Origin of the sequence: Kitasatospora sp. NPDC090308 (genome assembly GCF_044769485.1) — a bacterium.
Taxonomy (GTDB): Bacteria; Actinomycetota; Actinomycetes; order Streptomycetales; family Streptomycetaceae; genus Kitasatospora; species Kitasatospora fiedleri.
Genome location: NZ_JBIVXY010000023.1, coordinates 24,586 through 46,634, shown reverse-complemented (window position 1 = coordinate 46,634; position 22,049 = coordinate 24,586). Strand labels below are relative to the sequence as shown.

The following is a 22,049-nucleotide window of genomic DNA, read 5'->3' as shown; positions in this document are numbered from 1 at the left end:
CGCAGTCGTAGCTGTGGCCGCAGCCGTGGCCGTAGTCGTCGCCGCAGCCGCGGTCGAAACCGAAGGAGCACGCCGTGAAGCCCCCGAAGATCCACGAGCAGGGGCCGGCCACCACGCTGCCGGTCGGCTCCACCGCGGCCGTGCGGGCGTACGGGCGGATGCTGCTGCGGCGGCACCGCGGGGGCCTGGCGGCGGTGGTGGCGCTGCACGGGACGGCGACGGTGGCGGGGCTGGTCGGGCCGGCGGTGCTCGGGTCGCTGGTGCAGTCGCTGTCGGCGGGGAGCGGCGGCGGGCGGATCGCCGCCGCGATCGGGTGGTACCTAGCCGCGCTGGTGGTGCAGTCGGTGTTCACCGGGCTGTCGCTGCTGCGCGGCAGCGTGCTCGGCGAGGAGGCGTTGGCCGAACTGCGGGAGGACTTCCTGGTCCGCTCGGTGGCGCTGCCGCTCGGCGTGCTGGAGCGGGCCGGCACCGGGGACCTGGTCTCCCGGGGCACCACCGACATCGACCGGCTGGCCCGCTCGGTCCGCGACGCGGTGCCCGAACTGGTGGTCGCGGTGGTCTCGGTGGTGCTGGTGCTCGGCGCGCTGCTGGTCACCTCGCCGCTGCTGGCCGCCACCGCCGTGCTCGGCCTGCCGCTGCTGTTCTTCACCTCCCGGTGGTACTTCCGCCGGGCCCCGCAGTCGTACCGAAACGAGTCGGCCGGGTACGCGGCGGTCAACACCGTGCTCGCCGAGACGGTCGACGCCGGGCGGACGGTCGAGGCGCTGCGGCTCGGCGACCGCCGGGTGCAACTGACCGACCGGAAGATCCGCGAGTGGGTCTCCTGGGAGCGGTACACGCTGTGGCTGCGCAGCGTCTGGTTCCCCACCGTGGACGGCACCTACGCGCTGGCCGTGCTCGGCACCCTGGTGCTGGGCGGGCTGTTCGCCCTGCACGGCTGGGTCAGCCCGGGCCGGCTGACCACCGGCGTGCTGTACGCCCAGGCGCTGGTGCACCCGGTCTCCCGGATCCTGCGCTGGTACGACGAGTTGCAGGTCGGGCAGACCTCGCTGGCCCGGCTGGTCGGCGTCCACGAGGTCGCCGAGCCGGAGACCGACGCGGCGCTGCGCCCGGACGGCCGCCGGGTCGAGGCCCGGGAGGTCAGCTTCGGCTACCACGAGGGGGCGGACGTGCTGCGCGACATCACGCTGGACGTCGAGCCGGGCAGCCGGGTGGCCCTGGTCGGGCCGTCGGGGGCGGGCAAGTCGACGCTGGGCCGGCTGCTGGCGGGCATCTACGCGCCGGGCCGGGGCCTGGTCACGCTCGGCGGGGCCCAGCTGTCGCGGATGCCGGCCGAGCGGGTGCGCACCGAGGTCGCGCTGGTCAACCAGGAGCACCACGTCTTCGTCGGCACCCTGCGGGACAACCTGCACCTGGCCCGGGCGGAGGCCGACGACACCGAACTGCGGGCCGCGCTGGCCGCGGTCGACGCCGAGGAGTGGGTGGACGCGCTGCCGGACGGGCTGGACACCGAGGTCGGCTCCGGCGGCGCCGCGCTGACGCCCGCCCAGGCCCAGCAACTGGCGCTGGCCCGGCTGGTGCTGGCCGACCCGCACACCCTGGTGCTGGACGAGGCCACCTCGCTGCTCGACCCACGGGCGGCCCGGCACCTGGAGCGCTCGCTCTCCCGAGTGCTGGCCGGGCGCACCGTGGTGGCGATCGCCCACCGCCTGCACACCGCGCACGACGCCGACGTGATCGCGGTGGTCGAGCAGGGCCGGATCACCGAGTACGGGCCGCACCCGGAGCTGGTGGCCTCCGGCGGGCCGTACGCGGCGCTCTGGCGGTCCTGGCGCGACGAGAGGTAGCGGCCCGAGGAGACCCGAGGAGAGGTGACGGCCCGACGGGAGGGGCGGCGGTCCGGTGGGCGGGCCCCGCCGCCGCACCACCCGTCCGCCGCCCCGGAGGGGGTGTGGCGCGGACGGGTGAATGGGCGGGTGAATGGCGGCCGGCGGCGGGGTGGCGCGGTGGTCGGTGGGCGGGGCGGGCGCAGACTGCGGGGGTGACCAAGACATCAGGTGGTTCTCCGTCAGGCACCCAGCGCAACGAGATCGCGGGGATTCCGACCCGGTACATCGGGATCGGCGTCATCGTGGTGCTGGCGATCTGGTTCCTGTTCGCCAACCTGGAGAAGGTGAGGATCCAGTTCTGGGTGTTCACCGTCACCTGCCCGCTGTGGATCGCACTGCTGGCGACGCTGCTGGCCGGGACGGCGCTGGGCTGGCTGCTGAAGGGGCGGCGCGCCAGGTGACGGCCCCGGGGGAGGGCGCCGGGGCGGCACCGGGAGGAGTGCCGGCAGGGGGGCCGGGCGGCCTGGTGGGGGAGCCGCTGATCGAACTGCGCGGGGTGAACAAGCACTTCGGGCAGCTGCACGTGCTCCAGGACATCGACCTGGTGGTGGGCCGGGGCGAGGTCGTGGTGGTGATCGGCCCCTCCGGGTCGGGCAAGTCCACGCTGTGCCGGGCGATCAACCGGCTGGAGACGGTGGAGAGCGGCAGCATCCTGATCGAGGGGCAGCCGCTGCCCGCGGAGGGCAAGGGCCTGGCGAAGCTGCGCGCCGAGGTGGGGATGGTGTTCCAGTCCTTCAACCTGTTCGCGCACAAGACGGTGCTGCAGAACGTGACGCTGGCCCAGGTCAAGGTCCGCAAGCGCGGGAAGGCCGAGGCGGAGGCCAAGGGCCGCCAACTGCTGGAGCGGGTCGGGCTGGAGGCGCACGCGGCCAAGTACCCGGCGCAGCTGTCCGGCGGCCAGCAGCAGCGGGTGGCGATCGCCCGGGCGCTGGCGATGGACCCGAAGGCGCTGCTGTTCGACGAGCCGACCTCCGCGCTCGACCCCGAGATGATCAACGAGGTGCTGGAGGTGATGCGCTCGCTGGCCGCCGAGGGCATGACGATGGTGGTGGTGACCCACGAGATGGGCTTCGCCCGGTCGGCCGCCAACCGCGTGGTGTTCATGGCGGACGGCCGGATCGTCGAGGACCGCGTCCCCGAGGAGTTCTTCGCCGACCCGCGCAGCGAGCGGGCCCGGGACTTCCTCTCCAAGATCCTGAAGCACTGAGGTGGTCCGGGTGAGGAGACGCCTCGTGCCCCTGCTCGCGGTGCTCGCGGTGCTCGCGGTGCTGGCGGGCCTGTCCGGCTGCGGCAAGGAGGGCACCCCGCCGCCGAAGGGCCCGCAGGCCGGCGCGCTGCCCAGCTACCAGGTGCGCGGCGGCGACGCCGTCACCGGCTCGCCGACCCTGGACGCGGCCCGCGCCCGCGGCCACCTGGTGGTGGGCGCCAAGGAGGACCAGCCGTACCTGGGGCAGAAGAACCCGGCGACCGGCGCGTACTCCGGCTTCGACATCGAGATCGCCAAGATGGTCGGCGCCGACCTGGGCTTCGCCCCGGAGCAGATCGAGTTCCGCACCATCGCCTCCGCCAACCGCGAGACGGCGCTGCAGAACGGACAGGTCGACTACTACGTGGGCACCTACACCATCAACGACAACCGCAAGAAGCTGGTCGGCTTCGCCGGGCCGTACTTCACCGCCGGGCAGTCCCTGCTGGTCCGCAAGGACGAGACCGGGATCGACGGGCCGCAGGACCTGGCCGGGCGGAAGGTCTGCTCGGCCGCCGGGGCGACCCCGTACCAGCGGATCCAGCAGGACTACCCGAAGGCCAAGCTGATCGGCTACGACACCTACTCGGCCTGCGTGGACAACCTGATCACCGGCCAGGTCGACGCGGTGACCACCGACAACGCGATCCTGCAGGGCTACGCGGCGAAGGTCCCGGAGGAGTTGAAGATCGCCGGGCAGCCGTTCTCCACCGAGCCGTACGGCATCGGCGTGCCGAAGAACGACACCGCGCTGCGCCTGGCGCTGGACGACGCGCTGGAGCGGCACGAGCAGAACGGCGACTGGAAGAAGGCGTACGAGGCGACGCTCGGCCTGTCCGGGGTGCCCGCGCCCGAGCCGCCGGCCGTCGACCGGTACCAGTAGAGGGAGGAGGACAGGTGAACGTCCTGACCGACAACTGGTCCACGTACTGGCACGGGTTCCTCGGCACGCTGTGGCTGACCCTGGTGAGCGCGGCGCTGTCGCTGGTGCTCGGGGTGGTGGTCGCGGGCTTCCGGGTGTCGCCGGTCAAGCCGCTGCGGGCGTTCGGCACCGGGTGGGTGACGGTGCTGCGCAACACGCCGCTGACGCTGCTGTTCTTCATCGTGGTGCTGGGCCTGCCCCGGTTCGACATCACGCTGCCGTTCTTCACCTTCGCGGTGCTCGCGCTGGGCTGCTACACCTCGGCGTTCGTCTGCGAGACGCTGCGCTCCGGGGTGAACACGGTGCCGGTCGGGCAGGGCGAGGCGGCCCGCAGCCTGGGCCTGACCTTCACCCAGACGCTGGGCCTGGTGATCCTGCCGCAGGCGTACCGGGCGGTGGTCGCCCCGCTGGGCAGCGTGATGATCGCGCTGGCCAAGAACACCGCGATCGCCGGGTCGTTCAGCGTGGTCGAACTGCTCGGCACCTACCGGACCCTCAACGAGCTGGGCTACAGCATCGTCTGGACCTTCGTCTGGATCGCGCTCGGGTACCTGGTCCTGACGCTGGCGATCAGCGCCCTGTTCAACCTGCTGGAACGACGGGTGGCGGTGTCCCGATGACGGTGGAGTCCTCCGCGCTGTACGACGTCCCCGGCCCGAAGGCGCTGGCCCGGCACCGGCTGTACGGGTGGCTGGCGCTGCTGCTGATCGTCGCGGTGATCGGCTGGGTGGTCTACATGCTGTTCCACACCCAGCAGTTCACGTACCAGAAGTGGATGCCCTTCGAGTACAAGGGCGTTCAGGAACTGCTGCTGCGCGGCCTGGCCAACACCCTGAAGGCCTTCGGCTGGACGGCCCTGTTCGCGCTGCCCTTCGGCGCGCTGTTCGCCGCCGGCCGGCTCTCCGAGCACCGGGTGGTGCGCTGGGTCTCCACCGTGGTGGTGGAGTTCTTCCGGGCGATGCCGCTGCTGGTGATGATCTTCTTCATCTTCGTCGCGCTCAAGGCGCCGCCGATGTGGGCGCTGGTCGCCGGGCTGACGCTGTACAACGGCTCGGTGCTGGCCGAGGTGTTCCGGGCCGGGGTGCTCGCGGTGCCCAGGGGGCAGCGGGAGGCGGCGTACGCGCTGGGGCTGCGCAAGACCCAGGTGATGGCGTACGTGCTGGTGCCGCAGGCGAACCGGGCGATGCTGCCGACCATCGTCAGCCAGCTGGTGGTGGCGCTCAAGGACACCTCGCTCGGGTTCCTGATCACCTACGAGGAGTTCCTGCACGCCGGGAAGCTGATCGCCACCAACCTCGACTACGACCTGCCGTTCATCCCGGTGGTCATGGTGATCGCCCCGGTCTACATCGGGATGTGTCTGCTGCTCTCCTGGTTCGCCAAGTGGCTGGAGCGGCGCGGGCGGCGCAGCCCGAAGGTGAAGGGCGGTGCGCCGGTCGCGCCGGCCGGGTTCACGCCCGATCCGCAGGGGTAGCCCACGGTGACCGGCCGGGTCGGTTAGGGTCAGTGGGTCAACGACCGGTGCCGACCTTCCCAGGAGTTGCCGCATGTCCGTGCTGCCCAGCCGCCAGGGCCTGTCCGAGGCCGAAGTGCTCGACCGGCGGGAGAGCGCGAGCGGCGAGGTGGTGCTGCGGCGGCGCGGGGAGCACTGCGAGGTCATCGTGAACGGCTGCTTCCTGATGGACACCGTCGACGGCCGCTCCGAACGGCTGCTGGTGCGGGCCGCGTTGGACGGGCTGGCGGCGGTGGAGCGCCCCAGCGTGCTGATCGGCGGGCTGGGCGTCGGCTTCTCGCTGGCGCACGCCGCCGCCGAGCCGCGCTGGGCGCGGATCGCGGTGGTCGAGCGCGAGGCGGCGATCATCGACTGGCACCGCACCGGCCCGCTCGGCGCGTTCTCCGCCGGGGCGCTGGACGACCCCCGGGTGGAGGTGCTGCACACCGACCTGGTCGAGTACCTCGGGCGGGACGGGGAGCGCTACGACGCGCTCTGCCTCGACGTCGACAACGGCCCCGACTGGACGGTCGGCACCGAGAACGGCCGCCTGTACGCCCCGGCCGGGCTGGCCTCCGCCGCCGCCCGGCTCAACCCCGGCGGGGTGCTGGCGGTGTGGAGCGCCCAGCCGTCCGCCGCCTTCGAACGGGCGCTGCGGGAGGCCGGGTTCACCGGCGTACGGACCGAGGAGGTGCCGGTCGAGCGCGGCGTGCCCGATGTGGTGCACCTGGCATGCCGCGCCTGACTATCCGTCAATTGATGCGCTAGTTGAGCCCGTTGGCGATGGCGGTCATCAACTCGCTGTTGGCGGTGTCGCCGTCGAAGGGCCAGACCAGCGCCCCGGCGAGGCCCTACTCCTTGATCCAGTTGGCCTTCCGGGTGATCTCGGTCGGGTCGTCGTAGGTGTAGAGCACGGTGCCGTTGTGGGGGTAGGAGCGGCCGGCCACCGGGCCCCGGTAGAGGGTGTAACCACCTGTCGTGGCAAGCTACTTGAGCTTGTGTGGTAGTTCTCGTGGCTGCCTGGCGCGGGGCCGGTCGCGGGCTGGAGCAGGCCGTTGGTGCTGCCGCGCGGCACGCCCGTCCAGCCGCGGCCGTAGAACGGGACGCCCAGCGTCAGTTCCGACTTCGGGGCGCTGCCGTTCACGTACGCGTTGATGGCGATCTCGGAGCTGAAGCACCGGTCCGGGGCGGAGGGGTCGCCGGCGGCGAAGTCGAACGCCCCGAACGGGCCCGGGGCGTCGATGCCCGCGGTGCTCTTCGCCGGGTCGGTGGGCAGGAAGGCGCTCAGCGTGTAGTGCTTGCCGGTGCTCGCGCCGAGGGCGTCCAGCTGGCGGCGGAACTCCTGGGTTAGCAGGTGTAGTCGGCCTTGTCGGCGGGCCGGACGACGTTGCCGAGGTGGCCCTCCGAGTTCGGCCGCTCCCAGTCCAGGTCGATGCAGGAGGAGACCGGCGCCTTGCGCGAGGTGTCGGTGGCCGCCGCGTCGGAGAACCACTTGCTGTAGGACCAACCGCCCAACGAGATCCGCACCTTGAGGTGCGGGTGCTTGGCCTTGAGCTGCGGAGCTGGTTGAAGTTGCCGGCCAGCTGCTGGTCCCAGGTGTCGGTCGTGCCCGCCACCGAGGTGGCCGCGTCCCAGCCGCGCCCGAAGTCCGCCCAGGCGTCACCCGCGCCGTCGCCCGCGTTCGGGTCGGAGTCGTTGCCCGCCGCCTTGTTGGTGGGGAAGCACTGTTTGGTGGACGGGTGGATGTGGGCGAACGCGTAGTTCAGGTGGTCGAGTTTCGCGGCGCTGCCCGAGGTGTCCAGCTTCTTCAGGCTGTAGCCGCGCGCGTACACCGACCACTGGGTGAAGTAGCCGATGGTCAGGCCGGAGACCGTCGCCGCGGTGGCGGGGCGGGGACGGACGGGGCCACGGTGTCCGGCGGCGGGACGATGGTGAGCGTCACCGGGGCGGAGGCCGCCCAGCGGTTGGCCGAGGGGTCGAACGCGACCACCGTGCAGGTGTGCGGGCCGTCCGCCAGGCCGGTGAGCGTCACCGCCGTGCCGTCGCCCGTCGCCGTGGACAGCTTGGCCGCGCCCTCGTACACGTCGTACCCGGCGACCTTGACGTCGTCGGTGGACGCCGTCCAGGAGAGCGTGGCCCGGCCCGTGCCGGACTGGGACGCGGTGACGTCGGCCGGGATCGTCGGCGGCCGGGTGTCGCCGCCACCGCCGTCGCACGGGCCGGCCGTTCAGCTTGCAGTTCCGCAGCTCGGCGTACGGGCCCGAGTAGGCCACGTTGAAGCCGAAGTCGTAGGAGGTACCGGGGGCGATCTGCAGCTGCCAGCTCGGGTTCTTCACCGTGACGTGCGAGGCCGCGCCGGTGTACGTGGCGTTCCACCGCGCGCCGAGGGTGCGGTTCGCGGGGAGGTCGAACTCCGGCGTCCAGCCGTTGATGGCGGCGCTGCCAGCGGTGGTGACGGTGTAGCCGCCGCCGTAACCCGTGCCTCGGTTCTGGTCCTGGTCCTGGTGGAAGACCGCGGTGGGCTCGGCCGCGTGCGCGGCCCCGGCCGGTAGGGACACCGTCGGCAGCGGGGCGAGGAGGCTGTCGGCGGCGAGGAGGGGGAGGCGGTACCGACGTCTGCGCATGAAGGGGCTCCTGCCCGGGAGCGGCGCCGCGCGGGGCGCGCGCGGCACCGCTCCACTGCCGGTGGGGGAGGAGAGGTGCGCGTGCAGGTGCGGACGGCAGGCCGCGACCCGGCCGGAGCCCCGGCGGGCGGGCGCGGGAGGGGACTCCTCGGCCGTCGGGGAGCCCGGGAGGTCCTGTGTCATTGGAGGGTAGGGATCAGGTAATGGAATGGCAATGGGTCTGTACCATGCCGAAGTTTCCGCAAGGGGACGGGAGTCGGGGGTTTGAGCGGCGGGTCCTCCGGCGGCGCGGTCGCGGGGGAGGACGGGCAGGACGCGGGCGGGGGCGGGGAGTGCGTGAGGGTGATGTGTGTGACACGCGTTCCCATCGAGCCGGTGGGTGCGGCATGATCATTGGCATGCTCGAACGTGAGATCGAACTGTTGGCACAACTCCTGGCGGAGTTCGAGGCCCTGCGGTTCCCCCCGGGCTGGCACGACCGGGAACCCGGCGGCACGTGCCTCCTCACCCTCGCCACCACCCTCACCGCCTGCACCGCCGCCGCCCTCGACGGCCCGCTCGCCCCCCGCCACCGTGAGCACCTGAGCCAGCGCCTCGCCCTCCTCTCCGACCTGCTGCCCGCCGTCGCCGCCGACTCGTACGCCACCGGCTACTTCGTCGCGCTCTACCGGATGGCCTCGCTCGCCGAGGAAGTCGACGACCGGCGGGCGGTGGAGACCGGCTGACGGGTTGGCAGGCTGACCGGCTGACGGGGCGGCGGGTCGGCGGGTCGGCGGAAAGGCGAACGGCGAGCCGGGGACCGGCTCGCCGTTCGGTGGGGCGGGTGCGGGATCAGCCGAAGGGGCTGCTCGCGGGCGGGGGCGGCGGGGTCTGGGCCGGCGGCTGGGCCGGGGCGTTGGCGCGCGGAGCCGCTGCGGCGAAGGGGTTGAAGTCCGGCGGCGGGACCTTGACCAGGCGGCCCTTGGTCGGGTCGGCCTCCTCCGGCTCCTCGGCGGGGGCTTCGGCGGCGGTGGTGCTGCCGGGAGCAGCTGCGGCGAAGGGGTTGAAGTCCGGCGGCGGGACGTTGACCAGCCGCCCCTTGGTCGGGTCCGCCGGCTCCGCCGGGGCGGCCGGGGCCGGGACCACGGGCGGGGCGCTCGGACGCGGCGGGATGTTCGCGGCCGGGGCACTCGGAGACGGCGTGGCCACGGTGCCGAACGGGTCGGACGGCTCGGAGGAGAGCGTCGTCCCGAACGGGTCGGCGCTGGCCGGACGCGGGGCGGGCGCCACCGGGGCAGGGGCGGGAGCCGGAGCCGCAGGGGCGGCCGGGGCGCTGGGGGCTGCGGAGGCGAAGGGGTTGAAGTCGGCCGGGGGGACCTTGACGAGGCGGCCCTTGGTCGGGTCGGCTTCCTCCCGCTCTTCGGTGGCGGGGGCCGGTGTGGCGGGGGCGGTGGTTGCGGCGAAGGGGTTGAAGTCGGGCGGCGGGACGTTGACGAGTCGGCCCTTGGTGGGGTCGGCCTGTTCCGGTTCGGGGGTCGGTTCCGGTGCGGCGGGTGCGGGGGTCGGGGCGCCGAAGGGGTCGCTGCCCGCGAACGGGTCGGCGGCGGGAGCCGGAGCCGCGGGGGCGGCCGGGGCGGCGGGGGCCGCGGAGGCGAAGGGGTTGAAGTCCGGGGGCGGGACGTTGACCAGGCGGCCCTTGGTCGGGTCGGCTTCCTCCGGCTCCTCGGCGGCCGGGGCCTGGGTCGCGGGGGCGGTGGTTGCAGCGAAGGGGTTGAAGTCGGGCGGCGGGACGTTGACGAGTCGGCCCTTGGTGGGGTCGGCTTGTTCCGGTTCGGGGGTCGGTTCCGGTGCGGCGGGTGCGGGGGCCGGGGCGCCGAAGGGGTCGCTGCCCGCGAACGGGTCGGAGGTGGCAGCCGGAGCCGCGGGGGCGGCCGGGGCGCTGGGGGCCGCGGAAGCGAAGGGGTTGAAGTCCGGGGGCGGGACGTTGACCAGGCGTCCCTTGGTCGGGTCCGCCTCCTCCCGCTCCTCGGCGGCCGGGGCGGCGGCGGGCGCGGCGAACGCGTCCGTGGAGGCCAGCACCGGGGAGGCGGTGGTCTGGGCGGGCAGGTCGCCCGGGGCCGGCGTGCCGAACGGGTTGAAGTCGGAGGGCGGTACCCGTACCGCCGTCCCCGACGGGCTGTCGGGCTGTTCGGGCGCGGCGACCGGCGTCGGGGCCTGCACCGGAGGGGACACCGGCGGGGCCGTCGGCGCGGTCGGGGCGGGGGTCGGGGCGGCGGCCTGCGCGGGCACCGTCGCGGGTGCGGGCGTGGCCGGCGGCTGGGCCGGGACGGTCCGGCCCACCGGGACCGGCGTCGGGGCCACCGCCACGCCGTCCCAGGCGAGTTGGACCGTGCAGAGCAGGTCCGCGAAGACCTCGGTGTACACGTCCCAGTCCTCGGTGTCCGAGGTGGTCAGCTGGACGGTCAGCACGGTGGCCCCGTCCGGCATCGGCAGGAACGCCTCGACCGCGGTGCTCACCACCCGGCCGCTCGGGCTCCCGTCCCGCAGCTCCTTCAGCGCGGGGACGGCCCGGGTCTCCACCAGCAGCGCGGCCGGGCCGGACGGCAGCAGCACCGTCCACACCTCGGCGTACGGGCGCTCGGTGGACAGGTCCACCGCCAGGTCCTGGATCGGCTGGGCGCACTGGACGGTCGACACCACCAGCGACACCCGGGAGCGCCGGCCGTTCACCAGCAGGGCGCCGACACCCGCGTACGCGACGTCCGCCGCCGCGAACCGCTCGGCCAGCATCGCCGCGACCACCGCGAAGTCGTTGCGCTCGGCCGGGGTGCCGCCCGAGAACACCTCCTCGGCGGTCTCCGCCAGGTGCGCGGAGAGCGCGTTGCCCGAGCCGCGGACGGTCAGGGTGTGGAACGCGGGCGGCACCACCAGCCGGGCCTCCACCCCCGAGCCGGTCGGCAGCTCGTCGGGCGCCACCGTCGTCCTCGGCTCCGCGAGCGCGGCGAGCGCCCGGGTGAACCCGGCCACGCCCTCCTCGTCCAGCCCGACCGGCTCGGCGGACAGCCGCAGCGCCGAGGCCGCCGACACGTCGGTCAGCCCGAGCGCCGACGCCCCGTAGCGCTGGGCCAGCACCGGGACGGCCTCGCGGCCGGCGGCGGCGTTCGGACGGCGGTTGCCGGACACCTCGACGACGGTGCCGAGCCGGGGCACGGCGAGCAGGCCGGGGCCGATCTGGCTGATCCGCAGGCCGAACAGGGCCTTGGCGGCGGGGTGTTCGGAGCGGCGGAACGCGGTGAGCGCGTCGGCCTGGTAGTGGGTGGCGCGGCTGCCGAGAAGTGCGGCGCACGCCGCGTCCAGCGTGGCCGTGATCCGGTCTGCGGCGGCGAAGCCGTCCTGCGTCATTCGCCGAGCCCCCTCGTTCTCGGGTGTGGACAGTTCAGCCAATTCTTATCAGACCGCGACGGCGCGGACGGTGGGTTGGCCGGGGGCGACGGGAGGTCAGGGGGCGGGCGGGGCGGCGAGCCGGAACAGGGACTCGGTGAGGGCGGGGGCGGCGAAGGTCGCGGCGAGGTCGCGGAGCAGCCGGGCGGTCGGGCCGTCGGGGCGTTCGGTGGCGAAGAACTCGCCGAGCAGGGCGGCCAGTTCCGGGTCGCGGGTGGCGGTGACGGCGAGCGCCGCGACCAGCTCCTGGACCAGCTGGAGCTGGAGCGTCTCGACCGGGACGGGCCTGTCGGAGAGCCAGTCCAGCGAGCTGATCTCGGCGTTGGCGATCCAGGCCCGGACGGTCCGGCGCAGGGCCGGGCTGGGCGCCGGGACGCCGAGGTGCAGCAGGATCTGCTCCTGCGCGGCCCGCCGGACCTGGTCGATGACGGCGTCCGCGTCCGGGCTGGCGGCGACCGAGCCGCCGCGCAGCAGGGCGGTGAAACCGGCCGCGTGGGACTGCACGAAGTCGAGGTAGCGGCCCATGACGCGGTACAGCCGCTCGGAGAGCGGGCCCTCGCCGGGCTCCTCGAACCGCCCGGCCAGCTCGCGCCCGGCCCGGCGCAGCGCCTCCTCGTACAGGGCCTGCTTGCCCGGGAAGTAGTGGTACACCAGCGGGCGGGAGGCGCCCGCGGCGGCGGCGATGTCGTCGATCGAGACGTCCTCGGGCGCGCGGTCCGAGAACAGTTGGAGCGCCACCGCGATCAGCTGCTCGCGGCGCTCGTCGACGCTCAGCCGCCGCCGGGGCGCGCGGGCGGCGGGACGCTGTTCCTCCGCGAGGGGGGCCGCGGGCGGCGTACGGGAAGCCATGCGGCCCACCCTAGTTCTTCGGGCCCGGCGGGTGGGCGACGAGGGCCCGGGGAGCGGCCGGAGCGTCGGCAGCGCCACCGGGGCGGCGGGCCGGGACGGGCGGCGGTCAAGCGGTGGCGCGCCGCTCCAGGTAGCGGCGGTACGCCTCGCGGCCGTCCGGGACGAACTCCCAGCCGGTGAGCCGTTCGGCGAGCTGCTCCTCGGTGAGCCAGTCGTACCAGGCGACCTCGGACTCCTGGGGGTGCACCGGGCCGTCCCACTCGGCCTCGTGGACGTCGGACCACCAGCTGTAGCGGTCGCCGTCGGTGTAGAGGAAGCGGAACAGCGGGCGGGTGCGGATGCCGGTGACGCCGAGCTCCTCCTCGGCCTCCCGGACGGCGGCCTCGGGGTAGCTCTCGCCGGCGCCGACCACGCCGCCGACGAAGCAGTCGTGGGCGCCGGGGGCGAACGCCTTGGTGTCGGTGCGGCGGTGGGTGAAGATCCGGCCCCGCGGGTCGCGGACCAGGACGAAGACGCAGCGGTGGATCAGGCCGTCGCGGTAGACCTCGGAACGGGGGGCGGTGCGCAGCACCCGGTCCTGTTCGTCGACCACGTCGAGGATCTCGTCGGGGTGGGTGGCGGGGCCGGTGAAGGGGCCGGCGTCGGAGTCGGTGGCCGGACCGGTGGCGGGAGTGTCCATGTCCGCCATTGTGGCGTGCTCCGGCGGTCCGCGGCGGTGTCACCCGAAAGAGTTGGTATGCGCAGTGATCGGCCCGGGAATGACCCGGTCGGAACGTCAGGAACCCCTCCGAGGAGCAGAGTTGAAGAACCGCGCCGCCGCCCTGTCCGTCGCCGCCGCCCTGGTCGCGCTCGGCACCGCGCTGCCCGCCTCGGCCGCCCCGGCCCCGGCCCCGGCCCGGGTCGGGGCCGCCGTCGAGTCGGTCCGTTCGGGCCTGGACTGCACCACCTGGATCCACCACAACGACCCGCTGTACGGAGGCGTCGACTGCACCAACAACACCGGCTCCCCGGTCACCTTCCACGCCGACATCGTCTGCGGCTGGGCGCCGGACGTGACGGGCAACTCGGTGACGGCCCTGCCGGGCCGGACCGAGGAGTCCTCCGGCCACTGCGCCGTCTACTCCTCGGGCATCGGGCACATCGGGTGGACGGTGGAGTGACGCGGGAGCGACCCGGAGGAGCCCGGAGGACCGCGAAGTGATCGCGGGGGAGCGCGGTTGTCTAGGGTGGGAGGGTGGAGAACCAGCAGATCCAGGGGTTCGCGGCGGCCGGGTTCGAGCCGGTCCGGGAGGCTTTCGCGGGCAACTTCCGGGAGTACGGGGAGTTGGGCGCGGCCTTCGCGCTGTACCTCGACGGGCGGAAGGTGGTCGACCTGTGGGGCGGGGACGCCCGGCCGGAGGTCGGGGCCCGGCCGGCCCCGGCGGTCGGCTGGGGGGAGGGGACGGCGCAGGTGCTGCGGTCCGTCACCAAGGGGCTGACCGCCTCCGCCGCGCTGCACCTCGCGCAGCGCGGGCTGCTCGACCTGGACGCGCCGGTGGCCTCGTACTGGCCGGAGTTCGCGCAGGCCGGGAAGGGGCGGGTGCCGGTGCGCTGGCTGCTCTCGCACCAGGCCGGGCTGCCCGCGCTGGACGTGCCGCTGCGGGTCGAGGACGTGCTGGCCTGGGAGCCGGCCGCCGCGGCCGTCGCCGCCCAGGCCCCCGCCTGGGAGCCCGGCACCGCGCACGGGTACCACCCGCTGACCTTCGGCTGGCTGGTCGGCGAGGTGGTCCGGCGGGCCGGGGGCCGCAGCGTGGGCCGGTACTTCGCGGAGGAGATCGCCGCCCCGCTCGGCCTGGACCTGTGGATCGGCCTGCCCCCCGCCGCGGCCGGCCGGGTCGGCCGGCTGGTCGACCTGCCCGCGCCGGAGGCGGCCCGGCTCGCGCCCGGCGGGATGCGGATGCGCCCCAAGCAGTCCGTACTGGACGCCTACCGGGACCCGCACTCGCTGACCGCCCGCTCGTTCGGCGCGGTGCGCAGCAGCGTGGACCTGAACGACCCGGCGGTGCAGGCGGTCGAGGTGCCGGGCGCGGGCGGGATCGGCACCGCCCGTTCGCTGGCCCGGTTCTACGCGGCGCTGATCGGCGCCGCCGACCGGGCCGACGCGCCCGGGCAGCGGCTGCCCGCGCTGTTCGAGCCCGGCACGCTGGCCGAGGCGGCCGGTCCCTCGGTGCAGGGCCCGGACCGGGTGCTGATCGTCAACACCGCCTTCGGCCAGGGCTTCTTCCGGCACGGCGGCACCTCGCCGATGGCCTCCCCGGCGAGCTTCGGCCACCCGGGCCGGGGCGGTTCGCTGGGCTTCGCCGACCCGGAGCTGGGCATCGGCTTCGGCTACGTCACCAACGGCATGCAGCCGGGCGTCACCGGGGACGTCCGCTCCCGGGCGCTGATCGCCGCCGTCCGGCGGTGCCTGGCGGAGCGGGGCTGAGACCGGCGCCCGGGAGCGGACGAAACGGACGGCGCGGGGCCGGGTCGGGCGTCAGGCCTGGCCGGTCTCGAAGCGGCTGACCCGGCCGTCCGGGGCGACGGTGAAGCGCCAGGCGGTGCGCATCTCGCCCCAGGTGTCGTTGCGGTAGTCGGCGACCACGGCGCGTCCGCCGGACTTCTCGGTCTGCACCTCGATGTGCCCGTGCGAGGAGAAGATCTCCCGGTCCACCCAGTCCGCCAGGTCGCGCTCCGAGCCGTCGTCGGACATCGTGGCGTCCTCGGTCAGGGCGGCGAAGAAGGCGTCCCGGTCACCGGAGTTGACGGCGCCGAGCAGGCGGCGGACGGCCGGGTCGGAGAGTTTGTCGACGGCGATGGTCATGGCGGATGGCTCCTTGACGGTGGATCTGGTCCTGCCTCGACGGGACCACGGCGGGCCGCCGTCCGCCAGCCGCCTTGGGCCACCCGGAGCCCGGGCCGGTCCGCCGACCGCGTGGCGTGCCGCGCCCCTCCGGCATCCGTGTGGTCTGATCCCGACATGCGCGACACGAGGGACACCGGGAATTCGCCCACCGAAGGAGGCCCCTGATGGGACCGGCCGAACTGCTCGTCCTGACCTTCCCGGAGGCGGCTGTCGGCGCCGAGGCGGCCGACGTGCTGGCCCGGCTGCGGGACGCGGCCGGGGTCCGGGTGATCGACTCGCTGGCGGTCGTCCGGGACGCCGAGGGCGAGGCCACCTACGGGGAGCTGACCGACTTCGAACACCTGCGGGGCGTCGCGGGCCCGGACGGGGCGGAACTGCCGCTGATCGGGCCGGAGGACGCCCAGGAGGCGGCCGAACTGCTGGAGCCCGGCAGCGCGGCGCTGATCGTGCTGGTCGAGCACCTGTGGGCCGAGGAGGCCGCCGCGGCGCTGCGCGCGGTCGGCGGCCGGATCGCCTCCGGGGTGCGCATCCCGCCGGAGAACATCGAAGAGGCCGTCCGCGCCGCCGAGGCGCGCGTCGCGGCGGGAGAGTGAGGACGGCGTGTTCCGACCGATGAGGCCGATCCGGCCGGTCCGGGTGGTCCGCCCGGTGGGCCGTCCGCTGGCCCGCGGGCTGGTGGTGGGCGGCGCCGCGTACGCCGCGGGCCGGGCCGGGGCCCGGCGGGCCGCCGACGAGCGGGGCCAGGACGAGGCGATCGCCGAGCTGCGGGCCGAGCAGGACCGGGCCCCGCAGCAGCAGGCCGCGCCGGCACCCGTGCCCGCCGCTCCCGCCGCTGCCGCTCCCGCCCCCGGCGGCGAGGACGTGGCGGACCAGCTGACCCGGTTGGCGCAGCTGGTGCAGCAGGGGCTGCTCACCCCGGAGGAGTTCGCCGCGGCGAAGGCCAGGCTGCTGGCCTGAGCGGCGCGTCACGGCTTGCACGGTGCCCGGAGCGCCGGGAGCGCCCGGAGCGGTCCGTCGGGGCCGGCCGTCACCACAGCTGGTCCCACCACCAGGCGATCTCGGGGTAGGGCGGCGGGGTGAGCCGGCCGTCGGCGGGCCGTTCGGCGCGTTCGGCGGTCGGGAGCGTCCCGGGGGCGCGCTCGGTGTAGCGGGCGGAGGTGAAGCCCCACTCCAGGTTCCCGCTCACCAGGTTGGACAACTGCTGGATGTAGCGCCGCAGTTCGGCCCCGGCCCGGCGGGAGGTGCGGTCGGCGAGGCGGAGGAACAGGCACATGGTGCGGTCGTGCAGGGCGGCGGCCTCCAGCAGGGCCTGCTCCCGGCCGCAGCCCAGGTGCCGCTGGAGCGCGTCCACGATGTTGCTCTCCAGCGCGCCGTGATCGTCCTCGCGGCGGAAGGAGTAGACGTCGGCCGAGACCAGCACCAGGAACTTGGCGGCCTCGGTCAGCGCGTGCACCCGGGGCGAGTCCAGCTGGGACTGCGGGACGGCGGTGCGCTCGCAGACCTCGATGATCTCGATGCAGGAGCGGCTGCCGCGGTCCAGCGGGCCGATGGTCAGGTACTCGGAGAGCGTCATCGGCCGGCGCTCGGTGCGGTAGGCGACGATGGCGGCGGCGCCCATGAAGGACTCCAGCTGGCTGTCCGCCCAGCGCTTGACCGACAGCGCGGGGGCCCAGTCGCGGGCCCGGGCGAACACGTCGCGCACCGAGGCGACGTAGAGGTCGGTCTCGTCCGGGTGGGAATTCGGCGAATTGATAACAGCCAGTAGTGTGGCTGCTATGGTGAGTACACGGGAGGGGTCCCGGCTGAGCCTGCCGGTGTCCCACTCGTCGTCCAGCGTGAGCATGCTGCACAGCCACTGCGAGACCAGTTCCAGCCCGGTGGTGCCGTCCGCGTCCTTGGCTATCCGGCAGACGAACTCGTGCGCGCCGATGGCGAGGAGACGGCGCCGCCGTTCCGCGTCCGCGGCGAAGCCCATCGTTTCGAGCCAGAGTTCGGTGCTCTTGCCGACGGCTTCGTGATCGGGGTGCAGGCCGGACGGGATGGGGCAGAAGAGCGGGGGTATTGCAGCCAACGTGTCTCCAGTGCAGCCTGTTTCCGGTGCGCCGCCGATCAGGGTGCGCGGTCCCGGCGATGGCCTTCCCCGGCGAAGATCGACTACACCTTTGTGGTCTGAAAGTTATCCGATCGGATCGTCAGATGTCATGGCTGGTAAGGGATTTGCCCCGGGCATCGCCGTCTAACCCTGCGTCAGGTACCCCTGCCTGCGCGAACGCCGCCCGCGCGGCCCGCGACGGCGCTAAGGTCGGGAACGGAGTGCCGGACGGCGAGGCGGAGGGACGGACGTGGCCGAAGAGCAGAACGGGCCGCAGGAGTGGGAGGCCGCCGCGGACGCGGTCGGTCAGCGGCTTTGGGAGCGCGATCAGGAACTGCGTTCCGTCGATCAGGCCGTGGACAGGTTGTGCCGCGAATTCGCCGCGGGCGGACTGAAGATCGGCGAGCTGCTGGTCTTCTCCGGCTCGCCCGGCATCGGCAAGACCTCGATGCTGGAGCAGGTCCGCCGGATCGCCGGTGCCCGCCAGGACTCGACCGTGCTGTTCGCCCGGGGCAGCGAGCGCCAGCGCCGGGAGCCGTTCCGGGTGCTGCGGCAACTGCTCCTGCCGGTGCTCAGCGACCTGGACGAGGCCGAGGTCGAGGAGGTGTTCGGCAGCTGGCACAACATCGTGGCCCCGGCCATCGGGCTGGCCCCGCCGTCCGACGAGGTCGAGCGGATCGACCCGCAGAGCGTCCGCGACGGACTGGACTTCGTCATCACCCAGCTCGCGCCCCGGCGCGCCCCGCTGGTGGTGATCGTCGACGACCTGCACGCCGTCGACCAGGAGTCGCTGACCTGGCTGGCGTCCTTCGCGGTGCGCGCCCGCGAACTGCCCGTGCTGCTGGTCTTCGCCTACCGGCACGAGTTCGAGGACGAGGCCCGCGCGCTGGCCCAGCAGATCCACGAACGGGCCGCCCGCAAGCACGAGTTGCTGCCGCTCAACCCGGTCTCGGTGGCCGCCATCGTGCACGGCGAGTTCGCCGAGGCCGACGACGCGTTCTGCCGCCAGGTCTGGGCGGTCACCGCCGGCGCCCCGTACGACACGGTGGCGCTGCTGCGCGAGGTCCGCGACCAGAACCTCGAACCGGTCGAGGAGAACTCGCCCCGGCTGCGCGACCTGGCCGCGGCCGCCCGCGGCGAGGGCCGGGACTACTGGCTCGACAAGCTCGGCACCACCGTGCTGCGCTTCGCCTGGGCCGCCGCGCTGCTCGGCACCGAGATCAAGGAGGAGCTGGCCGCCACGATCTGCGGGCAGGGCCCCGCGCAGGCCGCCGAGTCGATCCAGGTGCTGCGCCGGATGCGGGTCCTCACCAGCCAGCCCAACGGCAGGCTGGAGTTCGTCCACCCGCTGATCGCCACCTCGATCTACCAGTCGATCCCGCCCGCCGTCCGCACCGGCATGCACGGCATGGCCGCCACCGCGATCGAGAACAGCGGCGGCTCGCTGCTCTCCTCCTCCCGCCACCTGCTGGAGACCCACCCCGGCGAGGGCGACGACGTCATCGTGCGCAAACTGCGCCGGGCCGCCGCCGAGAACCTGGCCATCGGCGCCCCCGAGGCCGCCCGCCGCTGTCTGGAGCGCGCCCTGAACGAGCCGCCGGACGAGGAGGACCAGGCCGAGGTGCTGTACGAGCTGGCCTGCGCCAGCCTGCTCACCGACCCCGGCGCCACCGCCAACCAACTGCGCCGCGCCATCGACATGGAGGACGGCCTCAGCCCCGACCTGCGGGTCGAGGCGGTGTTCCGGCTCTCCGAGGTGATCGCCCACGGCGGCGACCTGAGCGCGGCCGCCGCGCTCTGCCTGGACGAGTCGGAGCGCGCCCCCGAGGGCCCCGGCCGGGTCCGGCTGCTGGTCGCCCACCTGCTCTACACCGCCCTGCAACGCGACGAGGAGGACGGGCCCGGGCGCGCCGCGCGGGTCCGCCGGCTGGTCGCCGAGGTCGACCCGGACAGCGAGGTGGCCCGCCCGGTCCGCGCGCTGTACGCCTGGGACCTCACGCTCCAGGGCGGCAGCGCCACCGAGGCGCTGCGGGCCGCCGAGGACGCCCTGGTCGACGGCCGGCTGCCGCGCGGCCTCGGCTGGACCAACACCACCTGGAACTTCGAACTGCCCGCGCTGCTCGGCCTGTGCTTCGCCTACAACGACGAACTCGCCCGCGCCGAGAAGCTGTTCAGCTCCGCCATCCTGGAGTTCGAGATCGCCGGGTGGAGCGGCGCGCACCGCGGGTTCGCCTACTTCCTGATGGGCTACGCCCGGCTGCGCCGCGGCTTCCTCCCGGAGGCCGAGGACTTCCTGCGCCGGGGCCTGCGGATCGCCGACCGGATGGGCGCCGGCCTGCCGCTGACCTGGAACCTGGTCGGCGCGCTGATCGACACCCTGCTGGCCCGCGGCCGCGACCACGAGGCGTGGGAGATCGCGGTCAAGTACCGCTTCCTGCCGCCCTACCACCAGACCGCGCTGCTGCTGCCCGACGTGGCCACCATCTACGGCAAGCTGCTGATCTCCCGCGGCGACTACGGGATGGCCGTCGAGGTGCTCGCCGAGACCGGCACCCGGCTGGACAAGCGCGGCTGGCGCTCCACCGTGCACGCCCCGTGGGCCGGCTACCTGGCGGTGGCGATGGCGCACCAGGACCTGCCGTCCGCCCGCAAGAACGGCGAGGACGCGGTGGAGCGGGCCAAGGTGTCCGGTTCGCCGTCCGCGATCGGCACCGCGCTGCGGCTGGCCGCCAGCGTCTGGGAGGGCGCGCACGCCGTCGAGCTGCTCCAGGAGGCGGTCGGCTGGCTGGGCCGCTCCCCGGCCAGCTACGAGCACGCGCACGCCCTGGTCGACCTGGGCGCGGCGCTGGTGCAGGTCGGCCGCAGCCTGGAGGCCGCGGAACACCTGTACCAGGGCATGGAGCTGGCCAAGCACTGCGGCGCGGACGGGCTGGAGGTGCGGGCCCGCAACGTGCTCTCCTCGGCCGGGCTGCAGCCGAGCCGCCCGCTGGCCCCGGCCAAGGACACCCTCAACCCGCACGAGCTGGAGGTGGCCCGGCTCGCGGTCCGGCCGCTGCCGCCGCAGCGGATCGCCGAGGAGCTGGGCATCCCGCTGGGGATCGTCAAGCAGCGGCTGGCCGCCGTGCACCGCAAGCTCGGCACCGGCCCGGAGGGGCTCGCGGACGCCCTCGGGCTGCCCGCCGACGGCCCCGGGCAGCCCGACTGACGGTTCGGCCGATCCTGTCGGCGCGCGGGGCGGGTCGCCGGTCCGCGCGCCGGGTCGGGCTACGCTGACCGGGCAGGGTGATCACGAACTGAGGAGCAGTCCCATGACCGCGTCGGCCGCGCCCACCGAGGTGCACCGGGCACCGTACGACCACTCCGGCGCCGGGATGGGGCTGGAGCGCTGGACGCTGCGGTCCGGCCCGGTCGAGGCGACCGTGATCACCCTCGGCGCCGCGCTGCACACCCTGACCGCCCCGGACCGCTCCGGCAACCCGGCCCAACTGCTGCTCACCAGCCGGGACGTGGGCACCCTGCTCGGCCCGGCCAAGCACTACGGGGCCACCGTCGGCCGGTACGCCAACCGGATCGCGGACAGCCGGATCACCGTCGACGGCGAGGACCACCCGCTGCTGCCCACCGGCGGCGGCGTGACCCTGCACGGCGGCCCCGACTCCTTCGCGCACCGGGTGTGGGACGCCGAGGAGATCCCCGGCGGGGTGCGGATGCACCTGCACTCGCCCGACGGCGACCAGGGCTTCCCGGGCGCGCTGGACGTCTGGGTCGACTTCACGCTCGCCGGCTCCGAGCTGACCGTCTCCTACCGGGCGGTGACCACCAAGCCGACGGTGGTCAACCTGACCAACCACGCCTACGTCAACCTGGCCGGCGAGGGCCGCGGCGACGTGCTGGGCCACCTGCTGACCCTCGACGCGGACGCGTACACGCCGGTGGACGAGCGGCAGATCCCGTACGGCCCGTACGAGCCGGTGGCGGGCACCCCGTTCGACTTCACCACCGCCCGGCCGATCGGCGCGGGCATCGCCGAGGAGCACCCGCAGCTGAAGTCCTCCCGCGGCTACGACCACAACTGGGTGCTGCGCGAGCGCCCCGCGGACGGGCCGCCGGTGCGGGCCGCGCTGCTGGCGGACCCGGGCAGCGGGCGCACCCTGGAGGTGCTGACCACCGAGCCGGGCCTCCAGGTGTACACCGCGAACGGCTTCGACGGCTCGGTCACCGGCCCGTCCGGCACGGCCTACGGCCCGTACGCCGGGGTGGCGCTGGAGACCCAGCACCACCCGGACTCGCCGCACCAGCCGTCCTACCCGTCGACCGAGCTGCGGCCGGGGCAGGAGTTCCGCTCGACCACCGTGCTGCGGCTGGGCACCGACGGCTGACCGTCCGAGCCTCGAGAAGGCCCCCGGGAGCGCTGCTCCCGGGGGCCTTCTCCGTACGTCCGGGGGCCGGCCGACTGCAAGGAGTTTCCGCAAGGCGACGGATGGTCAAGACGCGCGGCGGCAACTCTAAGGACACGTGGACGTAACGATCCCCGTCGCCTTGCAGAAACTTGCTGCAAGGACTTTCAGTCCCGGTTGCCGCGCTGTTACGTTCCTGCTCAAGCCCGACGGCCGCAACGGCGCAGTCGGCTC

Annotated in this window: 21 protein-coding genes and 1 pseudogene; 14 read left to right on the top strand and 8 right to left on the bottom strand. The window is 74.2% G+C overall.

Going from position 1 to position 22,049, the window contains the following annotated elements:
• Nucleotides 1-74 precede the first annotated feature (74 nt).
• From ACIQVD_RS32250 to ACIQVD_RS32220, 7 genes are all read left to right on the top strand, one after another.
• Complete coding sequence (locus tag ACIQVD_RS32250; protein WP_402292524.1) at nucleotides 75-1,847, top strand: ABC transporter ATP-binding protein; 1,773 nt, start codon at nucleotides 75-77, stop codon at nucleotides 1,845-1,847.
• Between the two features lie 194 nt (nucleotides 1,848-2,041).
• Nucleotides 2,042-2,290 (top strand): LapA family protein, encoded by a 249-nt coding sequence (locus ACIQVD_RS32245; RefSeq protein ID WP_100835509.1) that lies wholly within the window; start codon nucleotides 2,042-2,044, stop codon nucleotides 2,288-2,290.
• Nucleotides 2,291-2,352: 62 nt separating this feature from the next.
• Nucleotides 2,353-3,096 carry an amino acid ABC transporter ATP-binding protein gene (locus ACIQVD_RS32240; RefSeq protein ID WP_402292532.1) on the top strand — a complete coding sequence of 248 codons (744 nt, stop codon included), beginning with the start codon at nucleotides 2,353-2,355 and terminating at the stop codon, nucleotides 3,094-3,096.
• A 25-nt stretch (nucleotides 3,097-3,121) separates the two neighbouring features.
• On the top strand, nucleotides 3,122-4,018 hold the full coding sequence (locus ACIQVD_RS32235; protein WP_402292523.1) for a glutamate ABC transporter substrate-binding protein: 897 nt from the start codon (nucleotides 3,122-3,124) through the stop codon (nucleotides 4,016-4,018).
• 14 nt (nucleotides 4,019-4,032) lie between these two features.
• Complete coding sequence (locus ACIQVD_RS32230; protein WP_111554309.1) at nucleotides 4,033-4,677, top strand: amino acid ABC transporter permease; 645 nt, start codon at nucleotides 4,033-4,035, stop codon at nucleotides 4,675-4,677.
• Nucleotides 4,674-5,531: an amino acid ABC transporter permease gene (locus ACIQVD_RS32225; RefSeq protein ID WP_400689157.1), complete on the top strand. Its 858-nt coding sequence runs from the start codon at nucleotides 4,674-4,676 to the stop codon at nucleotides 5,529-5,531. Before ACIQVD_RS32230 ends, ACIQVD_RS32225 begins: the two co-directional genes overlap by 4 nt.
• 73 nt (nucleotides 5,532-5,604) lie before the next feature.
• The gene (locus ACIQVD_RS32220; RefSeq protein ID WP_402292522.1) at nucleotides 5,605-6,294 is read left to right on the top strand and encodes a spermidine synthase; all 690 of its coding nucleotides are present in this window, start codon (nucleotides 5,605-5,607) and stop codon (nucleotides 6,292-6,294) included.
• Between the two features lie 602 nt (nucleotides 6,295-6,896).
• On the opposite strand, the gene ACIQVD_RS32215 is transcribed toward ACIQVD_RS32220, so the two are convergent.
• From ACIQVD_RS32215 to ACIQVD_RS32205, 3 genes and pseudogenes are all read right to left on the bottom strand, one after another.
• The gene (locus ACIQVD_RS32215; RefSeq protein WP_402292521.1) at nucleotides 6,897-7,076 is read right to left on the bottom strand and encodes a hypothetical protein; all 180 of its coding nucleotides are present in this window, start codon (nucleotides 7,074-7,076) and stop codon (nucleotides 6,897-6,899) included.
• A gap of 331 nt (nucleotides 7,077-7,407) precedes the next feature.
• Nucleotides 7,408-7,632 (bottom strand): hypothetical protein, encoded by a 225-nt coding sequence (locus tag ACIQVD_RS32210; RefSeq protein WP_402292519.1) that lies wholly within the window; start codon nucleotides 7,630-7,632, stop codon nucleotides 7,408-7,410.
• Between the two features lie 148 nt (nucleotides 7,633-7,780).
• Nucleotides 7,781-8,173 (bottom strand): annotated as a pseudogene (locus tag ACIQVD_RS32205) (cellulose binding domain-containing protein); the annotation flags it as partial.
• Between the two features lie 398 nt (nucleotides 8,174-8,571).
• On the opposite strand from ACIQVD_RS32205, the gene ACIQVD_RS32200 reads away from it, so the two are divergent.
• Complete coding sequence (locus ACIQVD_RS32200; protein ID WP_400689172.1) at nucleotides 8,572-8,898, top strand: hypothetical protein; 327 nt, start codon at nucleotides 8,572-8,574, stop codon at nucleotides 8,896-8,898.
• A 106-nt stretch (nucleotides 8,899-9,004) separates the two neighbouring features.
• On the opposite strand, the gene ACIQVD_RS32195 is transcribed toward ACIQVD_RS32200, so the two are convergent.
• From ACIQVD_RS32195 to ACIQVD_RS32185, 3 genes are all read right to left on the bottom strand, one after another.
• Entirely contained in the window at nucleotides 9,005-11,554 is a 2,550-nt protein-coding gene (locus tag ACIQVD_RS32195) for a hypothetical protein (protein ID WP_402292518.1), read from the bottom strand.
• Nucleotides 11,555-11,650: 96 nt separating this feature from the next.
• Nucleotides 11,651-12,442, bottom strand: coding sequence for a TetR/AcrR family transcriptional regulator (locus ACIQVD_RS32190; RefSeq protein WP_400689178.1), 792 nt, complete (start codon nucleotides 12,440-12,442; stop codon nucleotides 11,651-11,653).
• A gap of 106 nt (nucleotides 12,443-12,548) precedes the next feature.
• A complete protein-coding gene (locus tag ACIQVD_RS32185) occupies nucleotides 12,549-13,121 on the bottom strand; it encodes an NUDIX hydrolase (RefSeq protein ID WP_402292517.1) in 573 nt (190 codons plus the stop codon).
• Between the two features lie 121 nt (nucleotides 13,122-13,242).
• On the opposite strand from ACIQVD_RS32185, the gene ACIQVD_RS32180 reads away from it, so the two are divergent.
• Both ACIQVD_RS32180 and ACIQVD_RS32175 read left to right on the top strand, forming a co-directional pair.
• Nucleotides 13,243-13,602 carry a hypothetical protein gene (locus tag ACIQVD_RS32180; protein ID WP_400689181.1) on the top strand — a complete coding sequence of 120 codons (360 nt, stop codon included), beginning with the start codon at nucleotides 13,243-13,245 and terminating at the stop codon, nucleotides 13,600-13,602.
• A 74-nt stretch (nucleotides 13,603-13,676) separates the two neighbouring features.
• Nucleotides 13,677-14,906 (top strand): serine hydrolase domain-containing protein, encoded by a 1,230-nt coding sequence (locus tag ACIQVD_RS32175; protein WP_402292516.1) that lies wholly within the window; start codon nucleotides 13,677-13,679, stop codon nucleotides 14,904-14,906.
• 51 nt (nucleotides 14,907-14,957) lie between these two features.
• Here ACIQVD_RS32175 and ACIQVD_RS32170 read toward each other — a convergent pair whose 3' ends face one another.
• A complete protein-coding gene (locus ACIQVD_RS32170; RefSeq protein WP_100835497.1) occupies nucleotides 14,958-15,284 on the bottom strand; it encodes a hypothetical protein in 327 nt (108 codons plus the stop codon).
• 206 nt (nucleotides 15,285-15,490) lie between these two features.
• Between ACIQVD_RS32170 and ACIQVD_RS32165 the strand changes: the two genes are divergently transcribed.
• Together ACIQVD_RS32165 and ACIQVD_RS32160 are read left to right on the top strand one after the other, a co-directional pair.
• Nucleotides 15,491-15,919 (top strand): DUF6325 family protein, encoded by a 429-nt coding sequence (locus ACIQVD_RS32165; RefSeq protein ID WP_402292515.1) that lies wholly within the window; start codon nucleotides 15,491-15,493, stop codon nucleotides 15,917-15,919.
• A gap of 7 nt (nucleotides 15,920-15,926) precedes the next feature.
• Nucleotides 15,927-16,283 carry an SHOCT domain-containing protein gene (locus ACIQVD_RS32160; protein ID WP_402292514.1) on the top strand — a complete coding sequence of 119 codons (357 nt, stop codon included), beginning with the start codon at nucleotides 15,927-15,929 and terminating at the stop codon, nucleotides 16,281-16,283.
• A gap of 70 nt (nucleotides 16,284-16,353) precedes the next feature.
• Here the strand turns inward: ACIQVD_RS32160 and ACIQVD_RS32155 are convergent, their stop codons facing one another.
• Complete coding sequence (locus ACIQVD_RS32155; protein ID WP_402292513.1) at nucleotides 16,354-17,397, bottom strand: hypothetical protein; 1,044 nt, start codon at nucleotides 17,395-17,397, stop codon at nucleotides 16,354-16,356.
• 271 nt (nucleotides 17,398-17,668) lie between these two features.
• Between ACIQVD_RS32155 and ACIQVD_RS32150 the strand changes: the two genes are divergently transcribed.
• Both ACIQVD_RS32150 and ACIQVD_RS32145 read left to right on the top strand, forming a co-directional pair.
• Complete coding sequence (locus tag ACIQVD_RS32150) at nucleotides 17,669-20,623, top strand: ATP-binding protein (protein WP_402292512.1); 2,955 nt, start codon at nucleotides 17,669-17,671, stop codon at nucleotides 20,621-20,623.
• Nucleotides 20,624-20,726: 103 nt separating this feature from the next.
• Nucleotides 20,727-21,797 carry an aldose epimerase family protein gene (locus ACIQVD_RS32145; RefSeq protein ID WP_400689201.1) on the top strand — a complete coding sequence of 357 codons (1,071 nt, stop codon included), beginning with the start codon at nucleotides 20,727-20,729 and terminating at the stop codon, nucleotides 21,795-21,797.
• The last annotated feature ends 252 nt before the right edge of the window (nucleotides 21,798-22,049 follow it).